20 protein-coding genes and 1 pseudogene are annotated in these 25,651 nt (G+C 37.4%); 1 reads left to right on the top strand and 20 read right to left on the bottom strand.

Translation table 11 applies throughout. The features are described from left to right. Positions 1 to 32: 32 nt before the first annotated feature. A complete protein-coding gene (locus tag SOP96_RS14065) occupies positions 33 to 647 on the bottom strand; it encodes an NADPH-dependent F420 reductase (protein ID WP_326321563.1) in 615 nt (204 codons plus the stop codon). Between the two features lie 135 nt (positions 648 to 782). Here SOP96_RS14065 and SOP96_RS14060 point away from each other — a divergent pair, with 135 nt between their 5' ends. Next, the gene (locus SOP96_RS14060) at positions 783 to 1,130 is read left to right on the top strand and encodes a winged helix-turn-helix transcriptional regulator (RefSeq protein WP_326321562.1); all 348 of its coding nucleotides are present in this window, start codon (positions 783 to 785) and stop codon (positions 1,128 to 1,130) included. Between the two features lie 10 nt (positions 1,131 to 1,140). Here the strand turns inward: SOP96_RS14060 and SOP96_RS14055 are convergent, their stop codons facing one another. From SOP96_RS14055 to SOP96_RS13965, 19 genes and pseudogenes are all read right to left on the bottom strand, one after another. Next, positions 1,141 to 2,790 (bottom strand): ABC1 kinase family protein, encoded by a 1,650-nt coding sequence (locus tag SOP96_RS14055; protein WP_326321561.1) that lies wholly within the window; start codon positions 2,788 to 2,790, stop codon positions 1,141 to 1,143. 212 nt (positions 2,791 to 3,002) lie between these two features. Beyond that, a complete protein-coding gene (locus tag SOP96_RS14050) occupies positions 3,003 to 3,338 on the bottom strand; it encodes a helix-turn-helix domain-containing protein (RefSeq protein WP_326321560.1) in 336 nt (111 codons plus the stop codon). 1 nt (position 3,339) lies between these two features. Then, positions 3,340 to 3,777 (bottom strand): transposase, encoded by a 438-nt coding sequence (locus tag SOP96_RS14045; RefSeq protein WP_326321559.1) that lies wholly within the window; start codon positions 3,775 to 3,777, stop codon positions 3,340 to 3,342. A 769-nt stretch (positions 3,778 to 4,546) separates the two neighbouring features. Further along, complete coding sequence (locus tag SOP96_RS14040) at positions 4,547 to 6,046, bottom strand: carbon-nitrogen hydrolase family protein (RefSeq protein ID WP_326321558.1); 1,500 nt, start codon at positions 6,044 to 6,046, stop codon at positions 4,547 to 4,549. A gap of 923 nt (positions 6,047 to 6,969) precedes the next feature. Next, positions 6,970 to 8,499: a glutamine-hydrolyzing GMP synthase gene (gene guaA, locus SOP96_RS14035; protein ID WP_326321557.1), complete on the bottom strand. Its 1,530-nt coding sequence runs from the start codon at positions 8,497 to 8,499 to the stop codon at positions 6,970 to 6,972. 271 nt (positions 8,500 to 8,770) lie between these two features. Further along, positions 8,771 to 10,009 (bottom strand): phosphoribosylamine--glycine ligase, encoded by a 1,239-nt coding sequence (gene purD, locus SOP96_RS14030; RefSeq protein ID WP_326321556.1) that lies wholly within the window; start codon positions 10,007 to 10,009, stop codon positions 8,771 to 8,773. Between the two features lie 116 nt (positions 10,010 to 10,125). Next, positions 10,126 to 11,643, bottom strand: coding sequence for a bifunctional phosphoribosylaminoimidazolecarboxamide formyltransferase/IMP cyclohydrolase (gene purH / locus SOP96_RS14025; protein ID WP_326321555.1), 1,518 nt, complete (start codon positions 11,641 to 11,643; stop codon positions 10,126 to 10,128). Between the two features lie 504 nt (positions 11,644 to 12,147). Then, on the bottom strand, positions 12,148 to 12,714 hold the full coding sequence (gene purN / locus SOP96_RS14020; RefSeq protein WP_326321554.1) for a phosphoribosylglycinamide formyltransferase: 567 nt from the start codon (positions 12,712 to 12,714) through the stop codon (positions 12,148 to 12,150). 214 nt (positions 12,715 to 12,928) lie between these two features. Further along, on the bottom strand, positions 12,929 to 13,921 hold the full coding sequence (purM, locus tag SOP96_RS14015; protein ID WP_326321553.1) for a phosphoribosylformylglycinamidine cyclo-ligase: 993 nt from the start codon (positions 13,919 to 13,921) through the stop codon (positions 12,929 to 12,931). A gap of 267 nt (positions 13,922 to 14,188) precedes the next feature. Continuing rightward, positions 14,189 to 14,740 (bottom strand): NADPH-dependent FMN reductase, encoded by a 552-nt coding sequence (locus tag SOP96_RS14010; RefSeq protein ID WP_326321552.1) that lies wholly within the window; start codon positions 14,738 to 14,740, stop codon positions 14,189 to 14,191. A gap of 254 nt (positions 14,741 to 14,994) precedes the next feature. Continuing rightward, positions 14,995 to 15,722, bottom strand: a pseudogene (locus SOP96_RS14005) (pirin family protein). Between the two features lie 176 nt (positions 15,723 to 15,898). Further along, positions 15,899 to 17,317 (bottom strand): MFS transporter, encoded by a 1,419-nt coding sequence (locus SOP96_RS14000; RefSeq protein WP_326321551.1) that lies wholly within the window; start codon positions 17,315 to 17,317, stop codon positions 15,899 to 15,901. Next, positions 17,317 to 17,829 (bottom strand): nuclear transport factor 2 family protein, encoded by a 513-nt coding sequence (locus SOP96_RS13995; protein WP_326321550.1) that lies wholly within the window; start codon positions 17,827 to 17,829, stop codon positions 17,317 to 17,319. The genes SOP96_RS14000 and SOP96_RS13995 overlap by 1 nt, the downstream gene beginning before the upstream one ends. A 97-nt stretch (positions 17,830 to 17,926) precedes the next feature. Beyond that, the gene (locus SOP96_RS13990) at positions 17,927 to 19,780 is read right to left on the bottom strand and encodes a glycoside hydrolase family 13 protein (protein ID WP_326321549.1); all 1,854 of its coding nucleotides are present in this window, start codon (positions 19,778 to 19,780) and stop codon (positions 17,927 to 17,929) included. 21 nt (positions 19,781 to 19,801) lie between these two features. Continuing rightward, positions 19,802 to 20,155: a hypothetical protein gene (locus SOP96_RS13985; protein WP_326321548.1), complete on the bottom strand. Its 354-nt coding sequence runs from the start codon at positions 20,153 to 20,155 to the stop codon at positions 19,802 to 19,804. Between the two features lie 3 nt (positions 20,156 to 20,158). Then, the gene (locus SOP96_RS13980; RefSeq protein WP_326321547.1) at positions 20,159 to 20,599 is read right to left on the bottom strand and encodes a DoxX family protein; all 441 of its coding nucleotides are present in this window, start codon (positions 20,597 to 20,599) and stop codon (positions 20,159 to 20,161) included. Between the two features lie 91 nt (positions 20,600 to 20,690). After that, positions 20,691 to 22,847: a glycoside hydrolase family 97 protein gene (locus tag SOP96_RS13975; protein WP_326321546.1), complete on the bottom strand. Its 2,157-nt coding sequence runs from the start codon at positions 22,845 to 22,847 to the stop codon at positions 20,691 to 20,693. 84 nt (positions 22,848 to 22,931) lie between these two features. Further along, positions 22,932 to 24,041 carry a SusE domain-containing protein gene (locus SOP96_RS13970; protein WP_326321545.1) on the bottom strand — a complete coding sequence of 370 codons (1,110 nt, stop codon included), beginning with the start codon at positions 24,039 to 24,041 and terminating at the stop codon, positions 22,932 to 22,934. Positions 24,042 to 24,058: 17 nt separating this feature from the next. Further along, positions 24,059 to 25,651 (bottom strand): RagB/SusD family nutrient uptake outer membrane protein, encoded by a 1,593-nt coding sequence (locus tag SOP96_RS13965; protein ID WP_326321544.1) that lies wholly within the window; start codon positions 25,649 to 25,651, stop codon positions 24,059 to 24,061.

Below are 25,651 nucleotides of genomic sequence, written 5' to 3'. Positions count from 1 at the left end.
GACTAATTGAACAAGCTTGGTTTAATTTTAAACTATCTGTGTAAGACTTTAAATGCAAGGTTTCGTCCCATTCCCTGCATGATTGCCAGATTGATCCAGGAAAGGGCAAATTTTTCCAGCAGCTCTACCTTATCTGATTTTCCGAAATCGATACATGAACCGAAACCACAATCAAGCGCCAGTTTTTTGGCCACTCCTTTTGCCTTATCGCTGTCACCGGCCATGAACATATCAATTCCTTCGCCTTGATATAAAGGATTCAGCATATTTTCAAAACCCGTTGTGTTAAAACACTTTACTATTTCAGCATTTGTTTTATCTGCCAACGCATGGTAAACTGTTTTATATGGTTCCGGGGTTTTCATAATAGCATTGGTAGCATCAATGATTGTTTTTCCCGTTACATCACCTAATTTTTCCAAAATTTCTAAAATGGCTTCCGGAGGTGTTGCAATGAGAATGACTTCACATTGTTTTACCGCATTTTCGATAACGGCAAAACGGTCTTCTCCTATTTTCGTTGCAAGAGAAATATTTTTTTCACTTAAAGGAAACTGAGCTCCTATTAAAACATGATGTCCTGCTTTTATCCATTGTTGAGCCAGCGCTCCACCTACATTTCCCGAACCTATAATTGCTATATTCATATTGATTTTTTATTTTAGGGTTAAATTATGATTGCTGAATGCTATCATTTTCAGATCAATAGAACAAATATAGTTTCATATTTGGATAAAATGCGATAATGTTTATCTTTGTGAGAAACACACAAAAATGTAAGTATGCCAAATTTTATTTCGGATAATCATCTTTTTCATAATCCTGTGGAATTTGCGATGAGCAAAATAGGAGGAACCTACAAAATGCCTATTCTCTGGCGTATAAAAGACAAACCATGGCGGTATTCCGAGCTTGCAGCCAGTATTCCGCACATTTCTCACCGTATGCTTTCCAAATGTCTTAAAGAATTGACGGAAGACGGATTTATCACTAAAGAAATTTTTCCGGAAGTACCGCCCAGAACAGAATATTCTATAACCGAAAGGGGCAGGAAGGCTTCAGAAATAGTTGCTGTTCTCAGGAATTACGGAGCAGAACTTATGCAGGAGTACGGGATCAAATCACATTAATTCAAATCTGTTATTTTCTGGTGATTCTCAGTAGAATGATAATAGTGAGTACCACTGAAAATATAAATCCGAGAACGGCTACCAGCGACATTTCTCCAACTTTCGGCCCGGAATCTGAGACAAAGATAATGGTGGTGGCAATGATATTCGCTCCGAGGATCATCGTAAGAATGAGATTAACTACACTTGATTTAATAAGTTGATTGGTTTTATCAATATTTTTAATTTCACTGGTAACGGTGAATTTATTTTCGTCGAGCTTTTGAAGCACGGAGCGTAGTTCTTTCGGGATTTCATCTACATTATCAGTAAAGGTCATCATTTTATCCATTCCGGTTTTTAAAATATTCTGCGGACTTATCTTTTTAGCGAATATTTTTTTTGTGTACGGATGCAGGCTTTTCACCACGTCCAGGTCAGGATTAATCGTGCGCCCTACTCCTTCAATCAATCCGATTCCTTTGAATAAGAGATAAAAATAATCCGGCATGTAGAGACGGTTGTCTTTCAATACATCTTTCATTTTGTTCATCACCGCATGAGGATCAATTTCTTTAAGTGAGGTACTGTGAACAAAATCCAGGATATCTTCCACGTCTCCTTCAAATCTTCTTTCGTCCGGAATCTGGTAGCTGACTGCCATTTTTTTAAGGTAACGCACAATTTTATGCGGATTTTTTGCAACGAAACTTACAATGAGATCTTCCAGGATTTCTTTATCATTCGGCGGAATTTTACCTACGGCGCCAAAATCTATAAAAACAACTTTCCCGTCTTTTTTCACCAGAATATTTCCGGCATGAGGATCTGCATGAAAAAAACCGTAATCGAGAATCTGTGAAACAAAAAGACGTAAACCGGCTTCCGAAACATGCACGGGACTGATGGAATTGGCAAGCAATCCGGCTTTATCGGTAACTTTAATTCCGTCCACAAATTCCATGCAGAGGATATTGTTGTTGGAAAACTCTTCGTAAACCTGCGGTACATATGTTTCCTTGCTGTTTTTAAAATTTCTTCTGAACTGAAGGATGTTTTCTTTTTCATTAATGAGCGAAACTTCCTCCAGCAAAGATTTTTCAAATGTTGAAATTGCCTGCTTAAGGTTGAGCTTATCCCCGATTTCGGAATAGGATGAAATGAGTTTTTCAAGATCTTTAATTAACAAAAGATCATCTTCTATAATTTTCTGAACATCCGGTTTTTTGATTTTAAGGATAACCTGCGTTCCATCTGTCAGTACGGCTTTATAGACCTGTGCGATGGAAGCGGTAGCCAATGGTTCTTCCTGAATTTCAGAAAAGTGTTCTGAAACGGAAATATTGCATTCACTTTCGAGGATTTCGGCAACATTCATTTCTACTTTATCTACTTTATCCTGAAGTTTCTGCAGTTCCTGGATGAGTTCCGGAGGAAGAAGGTCTTCCCGGTTACTGAACGTCTGGCCGAGTTTTACAAAGGTTGGCCCCAGCTCTTCCAGAGCCAGCCTTATTCTTTCATAAACTGTTCCTTTTGAGATAATTTCATTGGGATCGGAAGAAATTTCAACCTGCTTATTACCGACATTCATTCTTGCCAGAAGGTCTTTAAAACCGTACTTGCTCAGTACGGAAATGAGTTTTGCAGATCTTTTAAGTTTTCTTTGCTGTTTATCGAACATAATGTATAAAAGTAGTGAAAAAACAGGCTAAAGGTATTCAAAAATTATTCCTGATTTACAAAAAAAGCTTTGCCGGAAAGACAAAGCTGTATTTTTTTATTAGGTATCCGCTATTAATCATTATGCTTTTTAACTCAAAGGTTCGCAAAGATTTTTTTTAACACTATAAGTTTTTAAGTTTGCAAAGGCACTTCAGCAGGCAGTCATTATTTTTAAACGATAAAAAGTTTTTTCCATCTTGAAACTGTATTGCGGCTCAGTTTGTAATGCAGTGCCAGTTTGGTATTGTTAAGCCCATGTTCTTTTTGGAATTCAAGAATCTTAATGATGGTAGATTTACTGTATGACCTGTGCTGCTGATTGGATTTGATGATATCTTCTGAAACAGGGGTAAATATGATATTGTTAATCGCAATGACATCCAATTCGGAGAGGGTCTTTTTGCTTAAAATTTTATCGCAAAGTTCTTTTTTCTCGGGAAATTTCTTTTGCAGGATGTCTGTGTATATTTTTTTAAAATCTGGCTGTGATATTTTATTCTTCTTCATGTTATCCGTTATTAAGATTGCCGTATTTTTTTGTCCATCTGTGAAGCGTAGATTTCGGAATGCGGTATTCCTTTACAATCTGCGGCATTGTTTTTTCTTCAGTTTCAATAAGTTCGACGATAAAATCGATTACTTCCCTGGTATAAATGCTCTTGCGGAAATTGGGCAGCTGCGATTTTTTTTCTACCTGCTTGTCTACTTTTGAAGGTGGCGCGTAGAGGATAAGATGCTGGGAGTATATTCTGAAGAAATCATATTCCAGAAGTTTGCTCCATCTCATGAGAATGTCGCTGTCTAAACTTTTAGACTGGTACATTTCTTCAATCTTATCTTTTGTGGTTTTCAGGAACTTGCAAATTCTTTCAAGATCAGTACCGGTATCTTCTACGCGAGTCTTTATGATACTTCCTATGTGTATTTCTTTGTAGTCAAATTTCATCCTTTTAGTATTATATGTGAAATAAATGGTGTTAATGTTTTGGCTGAATAAATTCTATATTCCCGGATAAAAAGCGAAAAAACTACTTAAAATACCAGAAACCGGAGTTTTACAATCTATGTGCAATGGATTATTCATTATCAGCTTATTGTATTGCTTCACGCTCTTTTAATGGGGAGCATTTATTATGTTAATCCTTCGCACAATAACATCAATTTCAGCAGTTTGTCTTTTTAAGAATTGAGGGAATTTTAAGACGGTATAAAATCTCTGGTCATTGCTTAAAGATTTATTCAAGTCCGGGTTTTTCATGAATATTCTTATAATTCAGGGGTTGTCAGGTTAAAGTTTTTTTAATGGCAATTATTAGTTTTATTTAAACTAAACTATTTTTACAAATTTAGATAAAACCAAACAATAATACAATATATTTAAATCATTTACATTTAAATATTAATATTAGAGTTATTTTTTTGATTTATATAAAACATTAAATATTACTTGTAAATTTTCACAAAGTTTTTTGAGGTAACGTTTATCACATCGTTTTATTATTCAGAAAGGCAATTTTGCATAATTTTTTACTGTGTAAGGCTATTAAATTTGTAAAAATTTCTTCCCCATTTTCTCTTCCATATATTCTTTATATATACAGCTATTGATGATTATTTATCAACTGCATGCAGGCTTGTTCTTATAAAAAAACACCTCATCTTTAGAGAGGTGCAACTTCTTTTGTCAGTGTTAAAATCTGCAGTCAATCGCGAAACTACTTTAAATAGGTTTCATAAAGATCTTTTCTACGGTCTTTCATCACCTGCACGGAGCCATTATGATGGAGGTCTTTCAGGAGATTCAGATCGACGTCTACAATCAGTGTCATTTCCGTATTGGGTGTTGCTTCTCCTTTGACGGCATTTGAGGGAAAGGCAAAATCAGAAGGAGTAAATACGGCAGCCTGCCCAAACTGAATATCCATATTATTAACTCCGGGAAGATTTCCTACACAACCTGCAATTGCTACATAACATTCGTTCTCTATGGCTCTTGCTGCCGCACAATGGCGGACTCTCATGTAAGCATTTTGGGTATCAGTAAGATACGGTACGAAAAGAATTTTCATTCCCTGATCTGCCAAAATCCTTGGAAGTTCTGGAAATTCAACATCATAGCAAATGACCAGCCCAATTTTCCCACAATCGGTATCAAAAACCCTGATTTCACTGCCGCCTTTCATCCCATAATACTTTTTCTCGTTTGGCGTGATATGAATCTTCCTGTATTCATCAATCCTTCCGTCCCGATGAAGCAGATAGCTTACATTGTACAAGTCGTTGTTTTCGAAAACAGGCATGCTTCCGGAGATGATATTCACATTGTAACTGATGGCCAAATCGGAGATTTTCATCTTGATTTCTTCCGTTAATTTAGCAAGCTCAATCATACTGTCTCTTTCTGAAAGTTTATTGAAAGGAGCCAATAAAGGTGTATTGAACAATTCCGGGAAGAGTACGAAATCTGCCTTATAATCGCCCATTACATCCACAAAAAATTCTACCTGCTCATAAAAAGCATCAATATCCTTGAAATGCCTCATCTGCCACTGCACCAGTCCGAGACGGATGATGCTGTCCTGCATCGTGTTTGGTTTTTTGCTGTAATAGATATTATTCCATTGGAGAAGGACGGCATTTTCTTTGGACGATTCGTCTTCGGGAAGGTATTTTTTCAGCACCCTGATCGGCAAAAAATTATTGGAAAGCTGAAATGACAAAACAGGATCATAAATTTCCTTATCCCTCACCCTTCTGATGTATTCTCTTGGTGAAAGCTCGCTGTGTTTATGGTAATTGGGGATTCTTCCTCCCAGAATAATTGATCTTAAATTGAGCAGCTCGCAAAGTTCTTTCCGGGCATCATACAATCTTCTTCCCAGCCGGAGTTCCCGAAACTCGGGATCTACAAAAACTTCGATTCCGTAAAGTACGTTTCCTGTGGAAGTATGGGTATTGAAGGTGTAATTTCCTGTAATATCGCTGTAGGTATGATCGTCCCCAAATTCATCATAATTGACAATGATGGAAAGTGCTACGGCGGCGAGTTTTCCATCAACCGTAATGCATATCTGCCCTTTAGGAAATATTCGGGTAAGTTTTTCGATGCTTTTTTTAGACCATACATATTCGGACATTTGAGGATAAGCTCTCTTCATGGTCTCGACCAAACCGGGATAATCTTCAACTCTCAATGGCCTTGTTTCTATTTGCATTTGATGTAATTTTATTTAAATTTAGGGAAAAATTGAGACTTATTTTATATTTAACCGCAAAAGGCACAAAAGATTTTCATGTTTAACTGAGCGTTGAACGCAAAAGCAATTCACCAGACATTGCTGGAAATCTAAATCTCAATTTTGAATTAGTCCTTATTTTTTAATGAAAATTGTTTAAAGTAAAAGTTAGAAAAATTCTAAAGTTTTATCTGTGTAGAAGTTATATTCACAATAAGCTCGGCGTTCCGTAGGAACGCTATCTTTATAACAGTTGTCTCATTAGAGATATCAATCCTACGGATTGATTGACGGATTTATTCTTATTTCTACACAGATTCTGCTCCTAAAGGAGCAAAACTCTTTTTACTTTAACGTGAGTTCGATGAAAGTTAATTGATAATCAACCCATGTATTTAACTAATTGCATGTTATGCTTTAGTTCGTTGTAAAGATTCCAAATCGAAATTGATTTAACCGAAATTTAGTATAAGTTTGGGCTAAAGCCAATTGTCTTCTTAATTATTAAATGGGCTAAAGCCCATTTCTACTGATATTTTTGTACTGTTTTTATATCGAACTCACATTACCTTAAACAATTTAATCGTAAAGATTACGAAGATTTTCAGCTATTAACTATTTTTAGTTAATACATAAGTTTAACGCACGGTTTGTCATCGTGAAAGGGTCTATCCACAGCTTTTCAAACTGAATGATCATTGAATTTGATTGTAAAAAATTGAAAGATCGACTGATATCTTAGCCCTGATTGTAACGGCATCCTTTTGGGTTGCGGTCGGAGCAAAGCGGAGACCGTAACCCAAAAGATACAGTGGAAAGCAGGAAAAAGCTTCCAATAAAAACTTATTACAATAAAAAATCCCGCTCAAAAGGCAGGATTTATATGTAAAATTCAAGAAAAATTATTCCCACTCGATGGTTGCAGGCGGTTTGCTTGAAATATCGTACGCCACTCTGTTGATTCCTCTTACCTCATTGATGATTCTGCTTGAAACGGTGTCTAAAAACTCGTAAGGAAGTCTGCTCCATGTTGCCGTCATGAAATCAATCGTGTTTGCGGAACGAACTACGGCTGTGTATTCGTAGGTTCTTTCATCGCCCATTACTCCGACAGATTTTACGGGCAACAATACAACGAAAGCCTGAGAAACTTTTTCATACAAATCATTTTTGTACAATTCTTCAATGAAAATATCATCCGCTTCCTGAAGAATTCTCACTTTTTCAGCGTCAACAGCTCCCAAAATTCTGATTCCAAGACCAGGACCAGGGAAAGGATGCCTGTGAACCAAATGATGAGGAATTCCCAACTCTTCTCCTACTTTTCTTACTTCATCTTTGAATAATTCTCTTAAAGGTTCCAATAATTCAAATTCCATTTCTTCGGGAAGCCCACCCACGTTGTGGTGAGATTTAATTACAGCAGACGGACCGTTGACCGATTGGCTTTCAATAACATCCGGATAAATTGTTCCCTGCGCTAAGAATTTAGCACCTTCAATTTTATGAGATTCTTCATCAAAAACGTGAATAAACTCGTTTCCGATGATTTTTCTTTTTGCTTCAGGATCGTCTACTCCGGCCAGTTTAGATAAAAACCTTTCGGAAGCATCCACTAATTTGATGTTCATGTGGAAGTGCTCTCCGTAATTGTCCATCACTTTTTTGCCTTCATCTTTTCTGAGAAGTCCCGTATCAACAAAGATGCAAGTCAGCTGATCGCCGATTGCCCTATGAATTAAAACGGCTGCAACAGATGAATCGACCCCTCCGGAAAGTCCAAGGATCACTTTCTGGTCACCTACTCTTTCGCGGATTTCTGCAACTGTTTTTTCGATGTAGTTTGTTAATTTCCAGTTTTTCTCTGCGTTGCAAATTCCGAAAACGAAATTTTCCAGCATTTTTCCGCCTTCTTCCGTATGGGAAACTTCCGGGTGAAACTGTACACAGAAGATTTTCTTTTCTTCGTTTGACATGGAAGCAATCACTCCGGACTGCGCATTGAGCTCAAAACCAGGGGGTAACTGTCCTACTTCATCAAAGTGGCTCATCCAGACAATGGAATTATTGGTTACGCCTTTTAACAAAGAAGATTCTTTTACAATTTCCAAATGTGCTTTTCCGTATTCTCCTTTTATGCCTTTGTGCACTTTTCCGCCTAAAAGATGTGCCGTTAACTGCATCCCGTAGCAGATTCCCAATACAGGTATTCCCTGCTCATATAATTCCTTTTGAACAAGATGTGCATTTTCAGCATTTACGGAACTTGGCCCGCCGGAAAGGATGATTCCTTTGGGCTGTTTTTCTAAGATGGTTTCTAATGGTGTACTGAATGGTAAAATTTCAGAATAAACGCCCATTTCACGGATTCTTCTTCCGATAAGCTGGTTGTACTGTGATCCGAAATCTAATATGATAATACCGTTGTTCATTTTATAATTGATGAATGATGATTGATAAATGATTAATATACTGATTAAATATTCTACAATATTTTCGGTTATCCGGACTGCACCGGCGCTATTGTTGTTTCGCCCTTTCAGGGCTCACTCTAAGTTTTAAGTTTTGGCTAAAGCCTTATTCTAATTTATTTTTATTAATAGGCCTTCCTTCGACAAGCTCAGATGGCATTGCCCGATCCTACTGATAAAATCTTTACAAAAAAAGACCTGGATTGCTCCAAATCTTTTTAAGTGATTTATTTTAAAACTTTCCGATGTCTTCTCTGTAGAAGCCATAATCGAAATGCACATGGCTTGCATCTTCGTATACTTTTTTGCGGGCATCTTCATACGTTGCTCCTGTAGCGACGATGTTGAGTACTCTACCACCGTTTGAAACTACTTTATCCCCTTTTCTGATGGCTCCGGCATATAGAAGCTTGCTGTACTTTATTTTGTCTTCACCCACAATTTCGAAACCTGTTTCGATGTTTCTTGGGTAACCTCCAGAACACATTACCAGACAAACCGCTTTTTCATCTTTAAATTTAAGCTCGATGTCTTTGCCGTCCATACAATCCTGGATTACATCCAAAAGATTGTTTTCCATTAAGGCCATTAATACCTGTGTTTCAGGATCTCCGAATCTCATGTTGTATTCTAAAAGATAAGTTCCGTTTTTGGTTATCATCAATCCAAAGAAAATAATTCCTTTAAAACCGAAACCTTCTGCTTTAAGGCCTTTAAGGGTAGGCTCTAAGATATTTTTTTCAAAGTCTGCATAGTGTTCCTGGGTGAATTCAGGGCTTGGAGCAACTGTTCCCATCCCTCCGGTATTCGGCCCAGTATCGCCATTTCCTGCTTTTTTATAGTCTTTCGCTGCAATGCAAGGGAATAATTTTTCTCCGTTTGAAAAAGCAATGATGGAAGCTTCAAAACCTTCCAAATATTCTTCAATAACCAAACGGATTCCGGCATCACCATAGATTCTTCTGATCATGAAATCATGAATCGTTGCTTCAGCTTCTTCCAATGTATCACAAATCACCACGCCTTTTCCACCAGCTAAGCCGCTTGCTTTAATAACCAACGGATATTGTTGATTCTGAACATATTCTTTAGCATTATTATATGAATCAAATACTTCTGCTTTTGCCGTTTTGATATCATAGGTCTGCATGAATTTTTTAGAGAAAGCCTTGCTTCCTTCTAAACTTGCCACTTTCTGGTTCGGACCAAAAACTTTAAGATTATGTCTTTTAAATTCGTCTTTTAAGCCTGCTACAAGAGGAGCTTCAGGCCCTACGATGGTAAGGTCTATTTTCTCTTTGATCGCAAAATCTCTAAGTTCTTTAATCTCTGACAAATGAACATTTTTTCCTATTACATCAGTGGTAGCATTTCCGTTGGCAAAAAACATCTTGGAAATTCTCGGATCATTCTGAAGTTTTGCAGCCAAAGCAGATTCTCTTCCACCTTCACCTATGATTAATATTCTCATACTTTATTTAATTATCTAGTCTAATGTTACAAATATATAATTTTGAATGCTATAAATACAATCTCAAAATATAATTTTAGCTAATTGCTAATAGCCGATGGCCAATTGCTTTACAATTAATGTAAAAAATGTCTAATTCCGGTAAACATCATCGGAATATTATGCTCATTGGCAGCATCAATGCTATCCTGGTCTTTTACACTTCCTCCCGGCTGAATAATTGCCGTGATTCCTTCCTGAGCGCAGAAATCTACCACGTCACGGAAAGGGAAAAATGCGTCAGAAGCGAGTACTAAATCTCCGGAGAATTTCTCTTTTGCTCTTTCAATTGCCTGCTGGGTTGCCCAGATCCTGTTTACCTGTCCGCCTCCGATTCCGAAAGCCTGAATTCCGTTGGATACTACGATCGCGTTAGATTTTACATATTTTACCACTCTCTGAGAGAATAATAATGCTTTTCTTTGTTCTTCCGTAGGCTGTGTTTCCGTAACGACTTTGATGTCTTCGGAGAAGATGCTGTCGTTATCCTGAACTAAAATACCTCCGTCGATTTTCACCCAGGTTTGTTTATCAGAAACCGGATTTACGATTTTTATAATTCTCAGATTTTTTTTCTTTCTTAAAATTTCAAGCGCTTCTTTATCAAATTCAGGAGCCATTACAATTTCAAGGAAGGTTTTGTTTAATTCTTCAGCTGTTGCCGCATCAATTTTGTAGTTCATTGCAACAATTCCGCCAAAAATAGAAACAGGGTCGCATTCGAAAGTTTTCTGATAGGTTTGTAATGCTGATTTTCCAATCGCCACTCCACAAGGTGTGGAATGTTTTACGGCACAACATGCCATTTCTTCTTTAAATTCAGTTACTACTTTCCAGCACAGATCCATATCACGAAGGTTATTGAAAGATAATTCTTTACCTCCCAACTGTTCGAAATCTTTCATTGCTCCGTTCTCGAAGGTAGAAACATAATATGCTGCTGTCTGGTGTGGGTTTTCTCCATATCTCAGGTCTGAAACTTTTTTGTACGAAGCATTCAGATACGTTGGATATTCTTCGTCTAAAAGCATTCTTGAAATGGCAGCATCGTAAGCAGAGGTAAGATTGAATACTTTTCCTGCCAGTTTTTTACGGGTTTCGATATACGTATCACCGTTTTGCTCCATTTCAATTTTTACAGATGCATAATCTTCCACATCGGTAATTACCGTAACAGAATCAAAATTTTTAGCCGCAGAACGAAGCATTGAAGGGCCTCCAATATCAATAAACTCTACCTTTTCATGAAGAGAAATATTTTTGTTCACATTTTCGAAAAAAGGATAAAGATTGACGATCACCATGTCGATCAAGCCAATTCCATGTTCCTGCACGGTATTCATATGCTCTTGGTTGGAACGTACTGCCAACAATCCTCCATGAACTTTCGGGTGCAATGTTTTCACTCTTCCGTCCAGCATCTCCGGGAAATTGGTTACCTCATCAATCTGAATCGGATTTAAGCCAGCGTCTTTCAAATGTTTGAATGTTCCTCCTGTAGAGATTAATTCATAGTTTTGGGCTTCCAGAAATTGTGCAAATTCAATCAACCCGCTTTTGTCAGAAACACTGATTAAAACTCTTTTTTTGCTCATTTTACTTTCGATTTTTTCTTTGTAATTATTCTTATATCAATTAATAGGATTTCATCCTATCCTGATATAGATCATCCCTTCAGGATTCTCATTTTGCAATCTGATAGGATTTTCATCCTATCCTGATGTAGGTCGTCCTTGCAGGACTCCACCACTTAAGAATTTTTACTTTCAATTTACTTTTTACAGTTATTTCAAACTGTGAACCGGGTCTTTCACTTCCGGAACTGATTTTATTTTTACTTAGATTTTCAATTTTTTCGAAATAATTTAAATCTAAATGTGCTTTCTATTAGTAAAGAGATGCTTTCCTTCGTCAAGCTCAGGATAAACTATAGATTCAGCATAACCTCTAATACTATCTTTTCTTTGTAGCGTTGTCAGGCTGAGCTTGTCAAAGCCTTTCATTGCTGTTAGTTTTTTAACCACCCCGTCAAAAATTCTTTCTGAATTTTTGCCCCCCCTCCAAAGGAGGGGAATTTTGTATCGCTAATACGTTAATGTTTATTTATTATTCAATACTTTGTTTATTGCTTGTGGGAAAATTTCATATTCAATCTGATGAACTTTTTCCGCTACGGTTTCTGGAGTATCATCTTCCGTAATTTCAAATGATTTCTGAAGGATGGCTTCTCCTTCATCGATTCCTGAAGTGACGAAATGTACGGTAGCTCCGCTTTCTTTTTCTCCGGCTTCAATCACAGCGTTATGAACATGATGGCCCCACATTCCTTTCCCCCCGAATTTCGGGAGCAGTGCCGGATGAATGTTGATAATTTTTCCGTTCCATTTTTCGCAAAACTCAGGTTTGAGGATGGATAAAAATCCTGCTAAAACGATTAAGTCTGTGTTTTCAGGAATGACCTCAGCCAATTGGCTGCTGAAATTTTTTCCTCTCGGAATCAAAAGGGTTTCTATATTATGCTTTTTTGCTCTTTCCAATCCGTAACAATCTCTGTCGGCCACCACCATTGATATTCCGGCATTCGGGATTTCTCCATTTTCAATGGCATCAATAATCCTCTGAAGATTGGTTCCTGACCCTGAAACTAAAATGACAATATTTTTCATTACAATACACTCTTGCTAAACCGGCTTCTTTCCTAGCCCCGATTGAAACGGCATCCTTTTTTGTTGCGGCCGGAGCGAAGCGGAGGCCGTAACAAAAAAGATATAGTGGAAAGCGGGATTAAGCTTCTAAAATTAAATTAATGTAACAATGTATCATTCTAACAATATCACAGTATTTCCAATTGATAAACTGTTATATTGCTATGTTGGTACATTAAAATGATAGATTTATTTTTTCGTTTCCTTCCGTGATTTCTCCTATTTCGTACGCATCATCCGAAAGGTGCAATACTTTTTCTGCGTGCTCTGCATCTACTACAATGATCATTCCGACACCCATATTGAATGTTCCGAACATTTCTTCACGGGCAACGTTTCCTCTTTTTTCCAGCTCCAGCATGATGCCTGGAATCTGTATTTTTGAAGCATCAATGGAAGCACATAATCCTTCAGGAATAATTCTCGGTACGTTTTCGTATAACCCGCCTCCGGTGATGTGTGCAATTCCGCAGACTTTTACTTCTTCCAGAACTTTGTGAATATCTTTGTAATATAATCTGGTAGGCACCAAAAGGGTTTCATACAAAGGTTTTCCTTCAAATTCTTCGTTGAAATCCGGGAACACTTTTCTCACCAGAGAGAATCCGTTTGAATGGAATCCTGAACTTGGCAGGGCAATGATTTTATTTCCGGCTTTTATATCTGATCCGTCAATGATCTGGTCTTTCTCCACGATTCCCACGCAAAATCCTGCTACATCATAATCTCCCGGCTGATACATTCCAGGCATTTCGGCAGTTTCTCCACCAATCAATGCGCAGTTATTGTCTTTGCATGCTTCTACCATTCCTAAAACGATTTCGGCAGCGATTTCAGAATCGAGTTTCCCGCAAGCCAGGTAATCCAGAAAGAATAAAGGTTTTGCACCATGACAAAGAATATCATTGGCACACATGGCGAAACAGTCTACCCCGATAGAATCGTATTTTTTTGAGTCTAAAGCTACTTTAAGTTTTGTTCCTACGCCATCGGTTCCTGAAACGAGGACCGGATTTTTGTATCCTGCTATTTCATAGAAAGCACCAAAACTTCCCAAATGATTGAGTACATTGGAATTGTGAGTTTCTCCCACTGCCTTTTTGATCTTGTCGACGGTTTTGTATCCTTCTTCTTTGTCTACTCCTGCGGATTTGTAAGTGTTGCTCATATTATTAATGTAACAGTATCAGTTTAACAATGTAACAATGATTTTAATTGTTAATGTGCTAAATTGGCACAATTTATTTCTGCGTTTACGTTTTACTTTCTAAAATAAAAAAGCCGACAATCTTGGTAGATTATCGGCCGATATTTTATCTGATAATTTCAGAGCCCACAACATTCCCTTTCTTTGAGAAACATTCTTTAAAAGTGGTCTGAATATTCATCTTTTTTTCTTTTTGCAAAGATATTAATTTTAAATTAATATTCAAATCTATTTTTCAAGGATAATTTCTACTGCCGAAAGTTTTGCTGTTTTCTCCTTCAATTCATTTTCTTTCTCTTCATTAGCAATTTTCTGAGCCGATTTGTCGAAATTGTCATTAAAGAAAGGAAGGGTAAAGGTATCCACAATATTACCGCCATGAAGCGGAAAACGTTTGGCTGCTGCTTCCAAAACTCCTAATCCGCCTCTTGCTCCCGGAGCCGTTGCCATCAATAGCATAGGCTTCTCATTCCAGACTGCTCTGTCTTTGATTCGGGAAGTCCAGTCGAATACATTTTTAAATGCTGAAGAATAGGTTCCGTTGTGTTCGGATAAGGCAACGATAAGCGCATCTGCCGCATCAATTTTCGCCGCAAAATTTTTTGCTTCCTGCGGAACGCCGCTTTCCACTTCTCGCTGGTGTTTGTAGATGGGCATTTCAAATTCGTTCATATCCACAACTTCCACTTCCGCATTCTGAATAAGTAATGCCGCGTACGAAACTAATAGTTTATTGATGGATGTATCGGAATTGCTTCCGGCTATTGCTAAAATTTTCATTGTTTTTGTATCTAATTTAAAGTATGTTTTTGTTATTTTGTCAGAATTTTAACGTAAAGGCCGCAAATATTTTATTTATTGACAAACCTCTATTTTTTCGTTCGCAGACTGAACTACGTTCGTAAACCTTCAGTTTGTGCTCAGCAAAGATCGGAAGTCCGACTAAATTTTTGCTTAACCACCCGTTAAAAATTCATTCTGAATTTTTGACACTCTTCAAAGGCGGGGAATTTTTGTTGTGCAAAATTAAAGGTTTATTTTAGATATGACGGCAATTCCATTGGAACTTCCATTAAAAGGATTTCTGTGTCTTCGATTGCTTCAAGATTAAAACTTTGAGTATCCCAGATTCCCATTCCGTCTCTTTGGTTTAAGATCCTGTCGCCGATTTTTGCACTTCCTTTTAACACAAAGGCATAGACACCGTTTTCTTTTTTATGAAGCATGTAATTTTTACCGTTTCCTTTGGTAAAGTTTGCCAGATTAAACCATGCATCCTGATGAATCCATACTCCGTCGTCATTTTTATCCGGCGATAAAATTTGCTGGAAACCGTTGATTTTTTCCCTTCTTTAATGCTTTTCTGATCATATCTCGGTTCAACATCAACTTCTCTTGGAAATACCCAGATCTGCAGAAATTTCACCTCTTCATCTTTATTTTTGTTGTATTCGCTATGCATTACCCCGGTTCCGGCGCTCATCACCTGGATTTCTCCTTTTCTGATAACTGCTGTTGTTCCCATGGAATCTTTATGTTCCAAATCTCCTTCCAGCGGAATTGAAATGATTTCCATATTTTTATGCGGATGCGTTCCAAAGCCCATTCCCTGGGAAACGGTATCGTCATTCAGAACTCTGAGAACTCCGAAATGTGTTCTTTCACGGTTTTGATAATTGGCAAAACTGACAGTATGGTAAGAATTCAGCCATCCATGATTGGCGTGGCCTCTTGTATCTGCTTTATGGTAAACTGTTTTCATGATGTGATTATTTATAATACAAATGTACACTCAATAAACCAGAGAAGAATTGATGTAAGGTAAGAATGAAAAAACCGTAATTTTTTTAAATTATTAAATTTTGGCTAAAGCCATTCAGAGCATATATAAAAAGCGGGCTAAAGCCCGCTCCTATTGATATTTAAAGTAATAATATCTTAAAAATGCACCTGCTGAATTTCTTCTTCAATTTCTTTTGGTGTTTCATCTTCAGATTTAATGAAAATCATCGTTAAAACTGCTCCCAGCAGCATACAGGCTCCGCCTACCACAATATAATCTATGGCCATTTTGCCAAAAATGCTGCTTACGATTGGGCCGCCAAAAAGTCCGTTAATGATTTGCGGAATTACAATAAAGAAGTTAAAAATTCCCATGTAAACGCCCATTTTCTTTTGCGGAATTGAATCAATAAGCATTGCATAAGGCATTGCCAGAATGCTTGCCCAGGCAAAACCTAACCCAACCATGGACATCCAAAGGTAACTTATATCTTTGATAAAATACATAGAAATTAGCCCTAAACCACCGCACGTTAAAGCAAGCGCATGTGTTTGTTTTTTCCCGATAAATTTGGCAATTGGTGTCAAGGCGAAGGCAAAGAATATGGCATATAAATTATAGCTTCCGAATAAGCTTCCTGTTAGATCTCCTGCTTTGTTAAATTCCACAGAATGCGTATCATCCGGTGAAAGCCCGAAATGATGCGTTGCCAAAGCACTTGTTGTAAAGACCCACATGGTAAACAGTGCAAACCAGGAAAAGAACTGAACAATTCCTAATTTTTTCATTTGTAAAGGTACATTTCCAAAGTCTTTAAAAATATCTGAAAATTTAGATTTTTCCTGTACAATTTCTTTACCGCCTTCAAAAGAGGCAAATTCTTCCGGAGAATATTCTCTGGTGGTAATAATGGTATACAAAATTGATATCAGGAGAACAGCTGCTCCAATATAGAAAGAATAGATCACATTATCTGCCACAAATCCTTTGGGTGCATCATTGGAAACACCCAATTTTGTGAGCCATCCGGGAAGCTCCGATCCGATAACAGCACCGATTCCTATGAGGATCGTCTGAACCGAAAAGCCAATGGTTGCCTGATGTTTCGGCAGCATATCTCCTACTAAAGCTCTGAAAGGTTCCATGGCTACGTTGATAGATGCGTCCATCATGGCAAGAAAAATCACAGCCATCAACAAGACGTTTGCTGCCATCATCTGTGTTGCAGAAGCTGCATTCGGAAGCATTACCAATCCGATGGCGCAAAGAACGGCTCCCATTAAAAAATATGGTTTCCTCCTTCCAAGAGGACTCCACGTATTGTCGCCCATGTGTCCGATAATCGGCTGAACAATTAACCCGGTAACCGGCGCTACCAGCCAAAACCATGATAATTCATGAACATCTGCTCCAAAGTTTGCCAAAATCCGGCTTGCATTTCCGTTTTGCAAACCGAAAGCCATCTGTATTCCCAGGAATCCCATGCTCATGTTGATGATCTGAAGCATTGATAATTCCGGCTTTTTTATTTTACCAAATTTATTTGTATCGAATTTTCCTGTCATTTCTGCCATTATTGCTTCATTTTTTGAATTAATACATCTTCTATTGGAGCTTTTATCTCCACTACTTTATCTACTACTTCATTGGGAACCGTTACGGAAAGAACATATTGTTTCACTTTCCATTGTCCGTTTATTTTTTCAACCACACCGGAACCACGGCAAATTTTCATTTGGGTATCGAGCAATTCGTCAAACCATGCTAATTTTCCGTCTTTGCTAAAGCAAATGTTTCTTTTCACGGAAGTAAAATTCCAGGTTTTCTTTTTATCGAAATAAGGTTTTGCCCAGCTCATAAAGGCTTTTTTATCCCAAATTTCGGTAGCATCGGTTCCTATAAAGGTAGATTCTTCAGCAAAATAATTAAAGTAAGTGGTGAAATCGGCTTTTGCCGCGGCGACATTGAATCCGTCAAGCATAGCTGAAATTTCTGCTTTTTCTTTTTCATATTTTGCCTGAGCTGAAATAGCGGTACAGCTGAATATGAATAGAATCAGTGTAAAGAATATTGTTGTTTTTTTCATGTTTGATTGTTTGGATAATCCTATTTAAACCTAACAGGTATTAGAAACCTGTTAGGTTTGTCACTTATATTTTTACTTCAGGATCATTATTTTTTATTCAATTTAATTCAATTACCATCGAAGATTTTGCCGGAATTTTAAAGTTTTCTTTTACTGAAAATTCTTTGCCGGAAATAACATCTTTTCCTTTTGAAAAACCATTTAAAGATTCTGCGAAATGTTTTACATCAATTGCCTGCTCTGCTTGATTATTATTTAAAATAACCATTATGCTTTCATTATCGTTATATCTAAAATATACAAAAACATTATTCTGTGGAACGAAATTTTTGGTTCTTCCTGTGTGAATTACTTCTTTACCTTTTCTCCAGTTCAGCAATTTCTGCGTAAACTGGTAAAATTCTTTTTGCTCTGAAGTCTGTGATGAAGGGTTAAAAGCATTGATCTTGTCTGATTTCCAGCCGCCCGGAAAGTCTCTTCGGATATCTGCGTCGCCGCCTTTGTTTTTGTCGCCCCGCATCCCGACTTCTGAGCCGTAATAAAGCTGCGGAATTCCGCGAACTGTTGAAATCAAGGTCATTGCCAGTTTGTATTCGGCCGGATTTCCGTTGAAAATTTCGTTGAATCTTTCTGTATCATGATTTTCGAAAAAGACAAGGAGGTTGTTGATATTCGGATACAGAAAATCACTGGTGAAAACATTGTATAATTTTGCCATTCCACCATCCCAGCCTTCTTTTTCTTTCAAAGCTTTAGGAAGGTCGGAATAAAGGGTAAAATCCATTACAGAAGGGAGATTTGAATTGTAATTAGCCGCCTCTCCTATTTTAGAATCTTTTTGCCAGGCTGCAATATGTGCGCTGGAATACAGCCAAGCTTCACCCACGATATTGAAGTTGGGATATTCATCGGTAATGGCTTTAGCCCATTTTGCCATTGCTTCTTTGTCGTTGTAAGGATACGTATCTACCCGGAAACCGCCTAATTCAGCATATTCTATCCACCAGATTGCATTTTGTGTTAAATATTTTAAAACCAGTGGATTTTTTTGATTTATATCCGGCATCGTAGTATCAAACCAGCCGTCTAAAGCCAACTTTTTATCAATTTCGGAGGCATTGGTATCAAACTGCGTTGTTGTTTTGTAATTGGAACGTTTGAATCCGTTTTCGCCATCGTTAAACCAATGAATCCAGTCTTTTGTAGGCAGATCTTTGATTATCCAGTGTGAAACTCCCCAATGATTGGTTACATAATCCATCACAAGTTTCATATTTCTCTGATTTAATTTTTGGGAAAGCTCTTTGTATTCTTCGTTGGTTCCGTAACGTTCGTCAATTTTGTATAAATCGGTCTGGGCATAGCCATGATAAGAATACACCTTTTCGTTGTCCTCATTCACTGGAGTGAGCCATACTGCGGTTGCTCCAAGATTTTGTATATAATCTAAATTATTGATGATTCCGCGTAAATCGCCACCGTGGCGTCCGTTAGGAAGATTTCTGTTGGCTTTTTCTATCAAATTTTGACTGGAATCGTTTTTTTCATCACCGTTGGCAAAGCGATCCGGCATAATAAGATACATCACGTCTTTTGACGTATAAGATTCTCTGTTGGCAGAATTTGGATTTCTCTGCTTTAATTCATAGCTATAAGAACCGATATTTTTCTTTCCGTTTTTTACGTTGATGTTAAATTTCGGAACATTAATTTCATTGGTGTTAACCGTTACAAAAACATAATTCGGGTTTTCTACTTTCTGAATGTTTTTAATCTGAACGCCATCTGAAAGTTCAATTTCGTTTTTGGCAATGTCTTTTCCGTAAACAAGAATCTGGAGTTCGGGATTTTTCATGCCTTTCCACCAGAATGCGGGTTCTACTTTCTGAATCTGAGAAAAAAATGATGTTGATGCAAAAATCGCAGTGATATAGATAAGTTTTTGAGACATAATTTATAATGATTTACTTATTTAAGGTTGATTAAACACGGCATTATAGTGTGTGATTCCTGAGTTTTTAAATTCAACTCTTCTATTGGGCATATTTTGAAGTTCATATTCTCCGTTTATCGTAAATTTTACTTCTGTGAATTTATATCCGGTTACAAATGTGACTTTCACCTGGTACAAATCGCTGTCATTTATCTTTTTAAGTTCAGTATCCTGCTCCCAACTTAAAGGCTTGTCATTTCCTCTGATTCCCACGGATTTAATTTCTTCCCGTGCAGGAACCTTTAAAGTATAAATTACTGTTTGCTTATACGCTTTCTGAACGCAGCCCGTCAATATAAAACAGCATATTATAAAAAATAGTATTTTTTTCATAGCTCATTTTTTAGCAATTAAATAATCTAAACCAAACCTTCCTGAACCCAAAATAATATAGAATAAACTCACCCACATAATGCCCATCGCAGGAAGCATATTCCACATCCCCTGATTGAACTGCTGAAAGAATACAGCTACAAACATGGTTATAAAAACAAGTATTGCGAAAGGTCTTGTAAGCAATCCTAATAACAAAAAAATTCCGCCCACTCCTTCACTGAAAGCGCCCATCCAGGCAAAAAATGCCGGAAACATGGCAAAGATACCTCCGTATTCAGCAACGTCATTCGGAAACCAATAAGCAACTTCAAAAAAGCTTAAATTATTATCTTCAGGAGACCAGGGCAAACCAAATTTTGCTGCTCCAAAATCAATTGTAAGTAAATACCCGCACACTATTCTGGGAATAGCCAACAGCAGATCCTGCCACCAAAACGGCATTTGAATGGGTTTAAAAATTCTTTTTATCATAAGGTTGTGTGTAAAAAAACCTTACAGCATAATAACTGTAAGGTTTTGATGGTTAAATTATTTATTGTACAGGCTTTACAGAAATTGCAAAACCACCGCTTCTCACCATTTTAAGGTTGATCTTGGATTTGCTGGTAATCTGTTTTTTGTAGATATTGTAGCTCTGCGGATTATTGATATAATCTGCATCTTTTCCGTCTTCGTAAATCGTGGCTTCATATTTTTTTCCTTTATCTAAGAATGAAAAATCTACCGTATAGTCACGTTTGTTTTCATCGGTAATTCCTCCCACGAACCAATTATCCGTACCTTTTGCTTTTCTTGCCGTAATGATATAATCGCCTGGTTCCGCTGATAAAATTTTCGTATCATCCCAGTCTGCAGCAACATCTTTGATAAACTGGAAAGCATCCATATGTCTTTGATAATTTTCCGGTAAATCTGCAGCCATCTGAAGCGGCATATACATTACCACATATAAAGCTAATTGTTTTGCCAATGTTGTTTTCACGAAACGATTGTCTCCCGGGAAGTAATAATCCAGCTTGGTCTGGAAAATTCCCGGCGTATAATCCATCGGCCCTCCCATCCATCTTGTGAATGGAAGAATAGTTTGATGATCCGGATTATTTCCTGCAAAAGCTTCAAATTCTGTTCCTCTTGCAGCTTCTGCGGAAATCCAGTTCGGATAGGTTCTGCTTTCTCCTCCCGGTCTTACAGATTCGTGAGAATTTACCATGATTTTATATTCATTGGCTTTTTCAGCAATTCTGTAAAAATGGTTGATCGTCCACTGTGAATAATGATGTTCTCCTCTCGGAATAATGTCACCTACATACCCGGTTTTCACGGCATCATAACCATAATCATTCATTAATTTGAACGCTTTATCTGCCCATCTTTCATAGTTCGTTGCCGAACCTGAAGTTTCATGATGCATAATCAATTTAATTCCTTTAGATTGTGCATAATCATTGAGCATTTTGATATCAAAATCAGGGTAAGGGGTGATGAAATCGAAAACAAATTCTTTGGAGTGTCCGAACCAGTCTTCCCAGCCGACATTCCAGCCTTCGATCAACAGCCCTCCAAAACCGTTGGCCGCTGCAAAATCGATGTATTCTTTAACTTTCGTATTATTTGCGGCATGTTTTCCATTCGGTGTTAATTTAGAAAAATCTGTTACCCCGATATGAACGTTTTCGGCCGTAGAATAGGCCCATTGTGATTTTCCGATGATCATTTCCCACCAAACGCCCATGTATTTTGTAGGATGAATGTAAGACGTATCGGTATATTTTGTAGGCTCGTTCAGGTTGAACATCATTTTGGATGCTAATACTTCTTCAGCTTTCGGGGAGACAATAATTGTTCTCCATGGGGAAACGGAAGATGTCTGGATATATCCTTTTGCCCCCTGTCTGTCGGGAGTTAAATGCGTTTTAAATTTAAAATTAACAGGATCCACTTCAAGGTGAGATGCAGGATAATTCAGAACCGCAGCTTCTCCAACATTTACATATAATGGGTCTTTCCCTTCTTTTTTCAGCATTAGAGGCGACTGAACTGTGTTCGGCACCATTTGCTGCGAGGCGTTACTGTCGAATGAGTTGGGCCATCTTGCCGGAATTTCGGAAATTTTTGTGGTTTGCGGCTGATATTCCTGAGAATCGTAATCGGCTGCAATCCACCATGCTTTCATATCGGTAGGAAAATCAATCTCCGAATCTTCTTCGCGAATTACGAAATAATTAAGATTTTTCTGTTGTGGAAATTCATATCGGAATCCTAATCCGTCGTTGAATAACCTGAATTTAACAACGATATTTCTATCTGTCGCATCCTGGTGAAGCGTTACCGCCAATTCGTTATAATGATTGATATAATTTTTCTTTTCTCCTAAAACAGGCTGCCAGGTTTCATTTTTAGCATTCCTTTTTTCGTCTGTTTTGGTGAAGCCGTTGCTCAGATCAAATTTGGCATCTTCGGGTTTTGCAATTTCCGAAGCAAATTTAATAGCGGTATCTTTAAATAATCTTAGCCCTAATTTGGAATCTTCCACCACAACATCACCGTTGTATTTCAGATTGTAATACGGAATTCCCTGCTTCAGCTGAAAGTTCATCTCAAACTTTCCGTCCGGCGATTTTAAGGATTGGGCATTAATACCAACAAACATTGTCGAGAACAATAACGCTCCCACTGTAATTTTCTTCATAATGATTATTTATTAACTTTTAAAAATAAAGAAAGTGCTGCTTTTCAGCAACACTTTGCTATGTAAATTTAATTTAAATTCATACTACAAAGGCTGTATTTTATAAGTTCCTAATTTTAGATCCACAGAAATCTTATAACTCCCCCCTGTTCCGTCAAATTTAATATTTCCATTACTTCCTTTTGGGCCTAAATATCCTGTATTTCCATCAGCAGAAATATTTCCCCAATCAAGATCCCCCCAGCTCTGTTGTCCTAAGAACTTAAATTCTGAAGCAGCCGGAAGAGCGATAGTGTGCTCAAATTTTCCGTTTCCTAAATTAGTCATGGGAATAGCTGCTGTAGAACTCCATCCGTTTATGGTACCTACCAAGTATAGATTTGCAGGGTTCCAATTGTTAATAGGTGAAGCTGAAACAGTGATTGACTTTACAGTAGCATCTGCATCTATCAAAATCTTATACATTCCGGAAGCGCCGGTAAACTGCATGTTTTCAGGTGTCGAAGGGGATAGATTAGTAGACCATGTCTTAAAATATCTGTTTCCTGCATTCATTCCGGCAACATCCAAGCTGTAGTTAAGCGGATTCCAATCCTGCTGTCCTAGGAATCTAAAATACTTACCATTTTCCAGATACGTGTAAATGGTTGAAAGGTTGTCTTTCTTATAAAGCATTTGAGATCCTGCCGCATTCCAACCTACAGCCGATGCATCTCCTACAATGTAGAAAGATGGATATTCTGTGATGTAAGGAGTGACTTTAATAGTCACAACGTTAGATTTAATAGCATCATAACTTCCTAACTTTGAAGATAATCTTACTTCTACATCGGTAGCTACACCAGGTGCCAATCCTGCATCTAATAATACATTATTAAATTCAGCAACTGTGTAAGAAACTTTTTTTGTCCCGTCTACCAAATCAACATTTTTTGGAGCGGCAAAGTTTGTCCCTTTAACTGCAATTTGCAATTGGTTTTTTTGTGCTACCGCTACACCATAATCAGGATTACTCCAGTCGAATGTAATGCCTGTCTGAGATGCATTGTCTTTTATTAAAACTAAAGTAGTTTTATCCGCTTTAAGACTTGATGCGGACGGATTTTGCAAAACAGCCTGATCCTCATCTTTCTCACATGAAAAAAGCATAACTGCAATCAGTCCAAAAACTAAAAATTTAAATATATTTTTCATTGTAAAGTGTTTTAATATTAGTATCCCGGATTTTGAACCAAATTAGGATTTGCAACGATGTCATTAGCAGGAATCGGGAATAAACTTCTGTAATCTTCAACTGCTTTGCCATCTTTCACGCCACCTTTCCATGGCCATAAATATGATCCGGATGTAAATTTACCATAACGAATTAAGTCAGTTCTTCTTGTTGCTTCCCAAGATAACTCTCTCGCTCTTTCATCCAAAAAGAAGTCTGTGTTAATAGATCCAACGGTATTTGCTCCTGCTCTTGTTCTTAAAGCATTCACATACCCCAAGGCGGTAGCAGCACTACCACCGGAACCTCCTCTCGCAACTGCTTCACCATACATTAAATATATATCAGCCAAACGATATAAAGGAATATCAGAATCTACAAAATCACCTGAAGCATCTGAACCAGGCTTTCCGTCTGAGAATTTGATATTTTTATATTTTATAAATGCATATCCATCTGTAAACGTACTTACATTATTTATTTCTAAATTTTGTCCGCTGGTATAAAAGTTTCCTCTTTGATCATTGGGAGTAAACAGATTGACAAATGCTTTTGTTGTTCTTAAACCACCCCAACCACCATTAATTCCAAACTGGGAAGCAGGCATAGAACCTCCAACTGCAGCATGTACCATGAAGGTTGATCCTCCATACGTTCTGGTACTTATACCATCATAATTCACAGATAAAATAACTTCAGGATTGTTTACATTGTTATCTGCCATAAAAAGTGATGCGTAGTTCGTTTTTAATGAATATCCTGCATTTATAACCTTATTGCAATAAGTAATACAGTCTGTATATCTTGCGGTACCTGTATACACCTGAGCATTAAGATACAATCTTGCTAATAATGACCAAGCTGCTGCTTTATCTGCTCTACCATATTCATTGGTTTTTGCATCTTTTAATTCGTTAGCACATGCTAAAAGTTCTGACTCTACATATTTGAATAACTCAGCTCTCACAATTCTTGGAGGCGGCGTATTAATGATATCTGTCGTTTCTGTTACGTAGGGTACATTTCCGAATAGATCTAATGCATGGTAGTATGATTGTGCTCTTAAAAAACGGGCTTCGGCACGCATATATTTTGCTTCTGTAAGATCATTTCCTGTAATACCGTTTGAAGAAAGTTTTTCGTCTGTTGTATTCTTAATAAATTCATTACTTACAGCAATTACATTGAATATTCTATAATAAATTGCAGCTACAAACGGATTGGAAGCATTCCAAGTCATGCTATGCATTTCCGGAAGACCTGCGTCTGCCCATGCAATAACTGCTTCATCTGTTGTTAAAACCTGCATACTGTACATTTGACGAAGGTAGTTTGAAAACCCTCCATCAATACCTCCAATATCGGTATTTGCATCACCGTTATTCTGATCTCCCTGCCCTCCGATTGCAAGACCGGCATAAATTTTTGCCAAAGCAGGTTTGTAATTACTAAAATCTTTGTATAAAACGGAAGAAGTTAGTCCCAAAGTAGGTTCTCTCTCAAGATCTTGTGTACATGAGCCTGCAAAAAACAGTGTCCCGAAAGTAATAGATCCTATAATAATCTTTTTATATAAATATTTATTTTTCAT

Origin of the sequence: Chryseobacterium salviniae, assembly GCF_035819015.1 — a bacterium.
Lineage (GTDB): Bacteria > Bacteroidota > Bacteroidia > Flavobacteriales > Weeksellaceae > Chryseobacterium > Chryseobacterium salviniae.
This window is presented reverse-complemented; position numbering and strand designations above follow the sequence as displayed.

What these genes read in the sequence shown, in the direction of transcription:
- SOP96_RS13975 (WP_326321546.1), bottom strand. Translation starts at nt 22,847, where the DNA reads ATGAAGAAAATTACAGTGGGAGCGTTATTGTTCTCGACAATGTTTGTT.
- SOP96_RS14040 (WP_326321558.1), bottom strand. Translation starts at nt 6,046, where the DNA reads ATGCAAATAGAAACAAGGCCATTGAGAGTTGAAGATTATCCCGGTTTG.
- SOP96_RS13965 (WP_326321544.1), bottom strand. Translation starts at nt 25,651, where the DNA reads ATGAAAAATAAATATTTATATAAAAAGATTATTATAGGATCTATTACT.
- SOP96_RS14000 (WP_326321551.1), bottom strand. Translation starts at nt 17,317, where the DNA reads ATGGCAGAAATGACAGGAAAATTCGATACAAATAAATTTGGTAAAATA.
- SOP96_RS14010 (WP_326321552.1), bottom strand. Translation starts at nt 14,740, where the DNA reads ATGAAAATTTTAGCAATAGCCGGAAGCAATTCCGATACATCCATCAAT.
- SOP96_RS13980 (WP_326321547.1), bottom strand. Translation starts at nt 20,599, where the DNA reads ATGCCGTTTTGGTGGCAGGATCTGCTGTTGGCTATTCCCAGAATAGTG.
- SOP96_RS14060 (WP_326321562.1), top strand. Translation starts at nt 783, where the DNA reads ATGCCAAATTTTATTTCGGATAATCATCTTTTTCATAATCCTGTGGAA.
- SOP96_RS13995 (WP_326321550.1), bottom strand. Translation starts at nt 17,829, where the DNA reads ATGAAAAAAACAACAATATTCTTTACACTGATTCTATTCATATTCAGC.
- SOP96_RS13985 (WP_326321548.1), bottom strand. Translation starts at nt 20,155, where the DNA reads ATGAAAAAAATACTATTTTTTATAATATGCTGTTTTATATTGACGGGC.
- SOP96_RS14065 (WP_326321563.1), bottom strand. Translation starts at nt 647, where the DNA reads ATGAATATAGCAATTATAGGTTCGGGAAATGTAGGTGGAGCGCTGGCT.
- SOP96_RS14055 (WP_326321561.1), bottom strand. Translation starts at nt 2,790, where the DNA reads ATGTTCGATAAACAGCAAAGAAAACTTAAAAGATCTGCAAAACTCATT.
- SOP96_RS13990 (WP_326321549.1), bottom strand. Translation starts at nt 19,780, where the DNA reads ATGTCTCAAAAACTTATCTATATCACTGCGATTTTTGCATCAACATCA.
- SOP96_RS14045 (WP_326321559.1), bottom strand. Translation starts at nt 3,777, where the DNA reads ATGAAATTTGACTACAAAGAAATACACATAGGAAGTATCATAAAGACT.
- guaA (WP_326321557.1), bottom strand. Translation starts at nt 8,499, where the DNA reads ATGAACAACGGTATTATCATATTAGATTTCGGATCACAGTACAACCAG.
- purM (WP_326321553.1), bottom strand. Translation starts at nt 13,921, where the DNA reads ATGAGCAACACTTACAAATCCGCAGGAGTAGACAAAGAAGAAGGATAC.
- purD (WP_326321556.1), bottom strand. Translation starts at nt 10,009, where the DNA reads ATGAGAATATTAATCATAGGTGAAGGTGGAAGAGAATCTGCTTTGGCT.
- SOP96_RS14050 (WP_326321560.1), bottom strand. Translation starts at nt 3,338, where the DNA reads ATGAAGAAGAATAAAATATCACAGCCAGATTTTAAAAAAATATACACA.
- SOP96_RS13970 (WP_326321545.1), bottom strand. Translation starts at nt 24,041, where the DNA reads ATGAAAAATATATTTAAATTTTTAGTTTTTGGACTGATTGCAGTTATG.
- purH (WP_326321555.1), bottom strand. Translation starts at nt 11,643, where the DNA reads ATGAGCAAAAAAAGAGTTTTAATCAGTGTTTCTGACAAAAGCGGGTTG.
- purN (WP_326321554.1), bottom strand. Translation starts at nt 12,714, where the DNA reads ATGAAAAATATTGTCATTTTAGTTTCAGGGTCAGGAACCAATCTTCAG.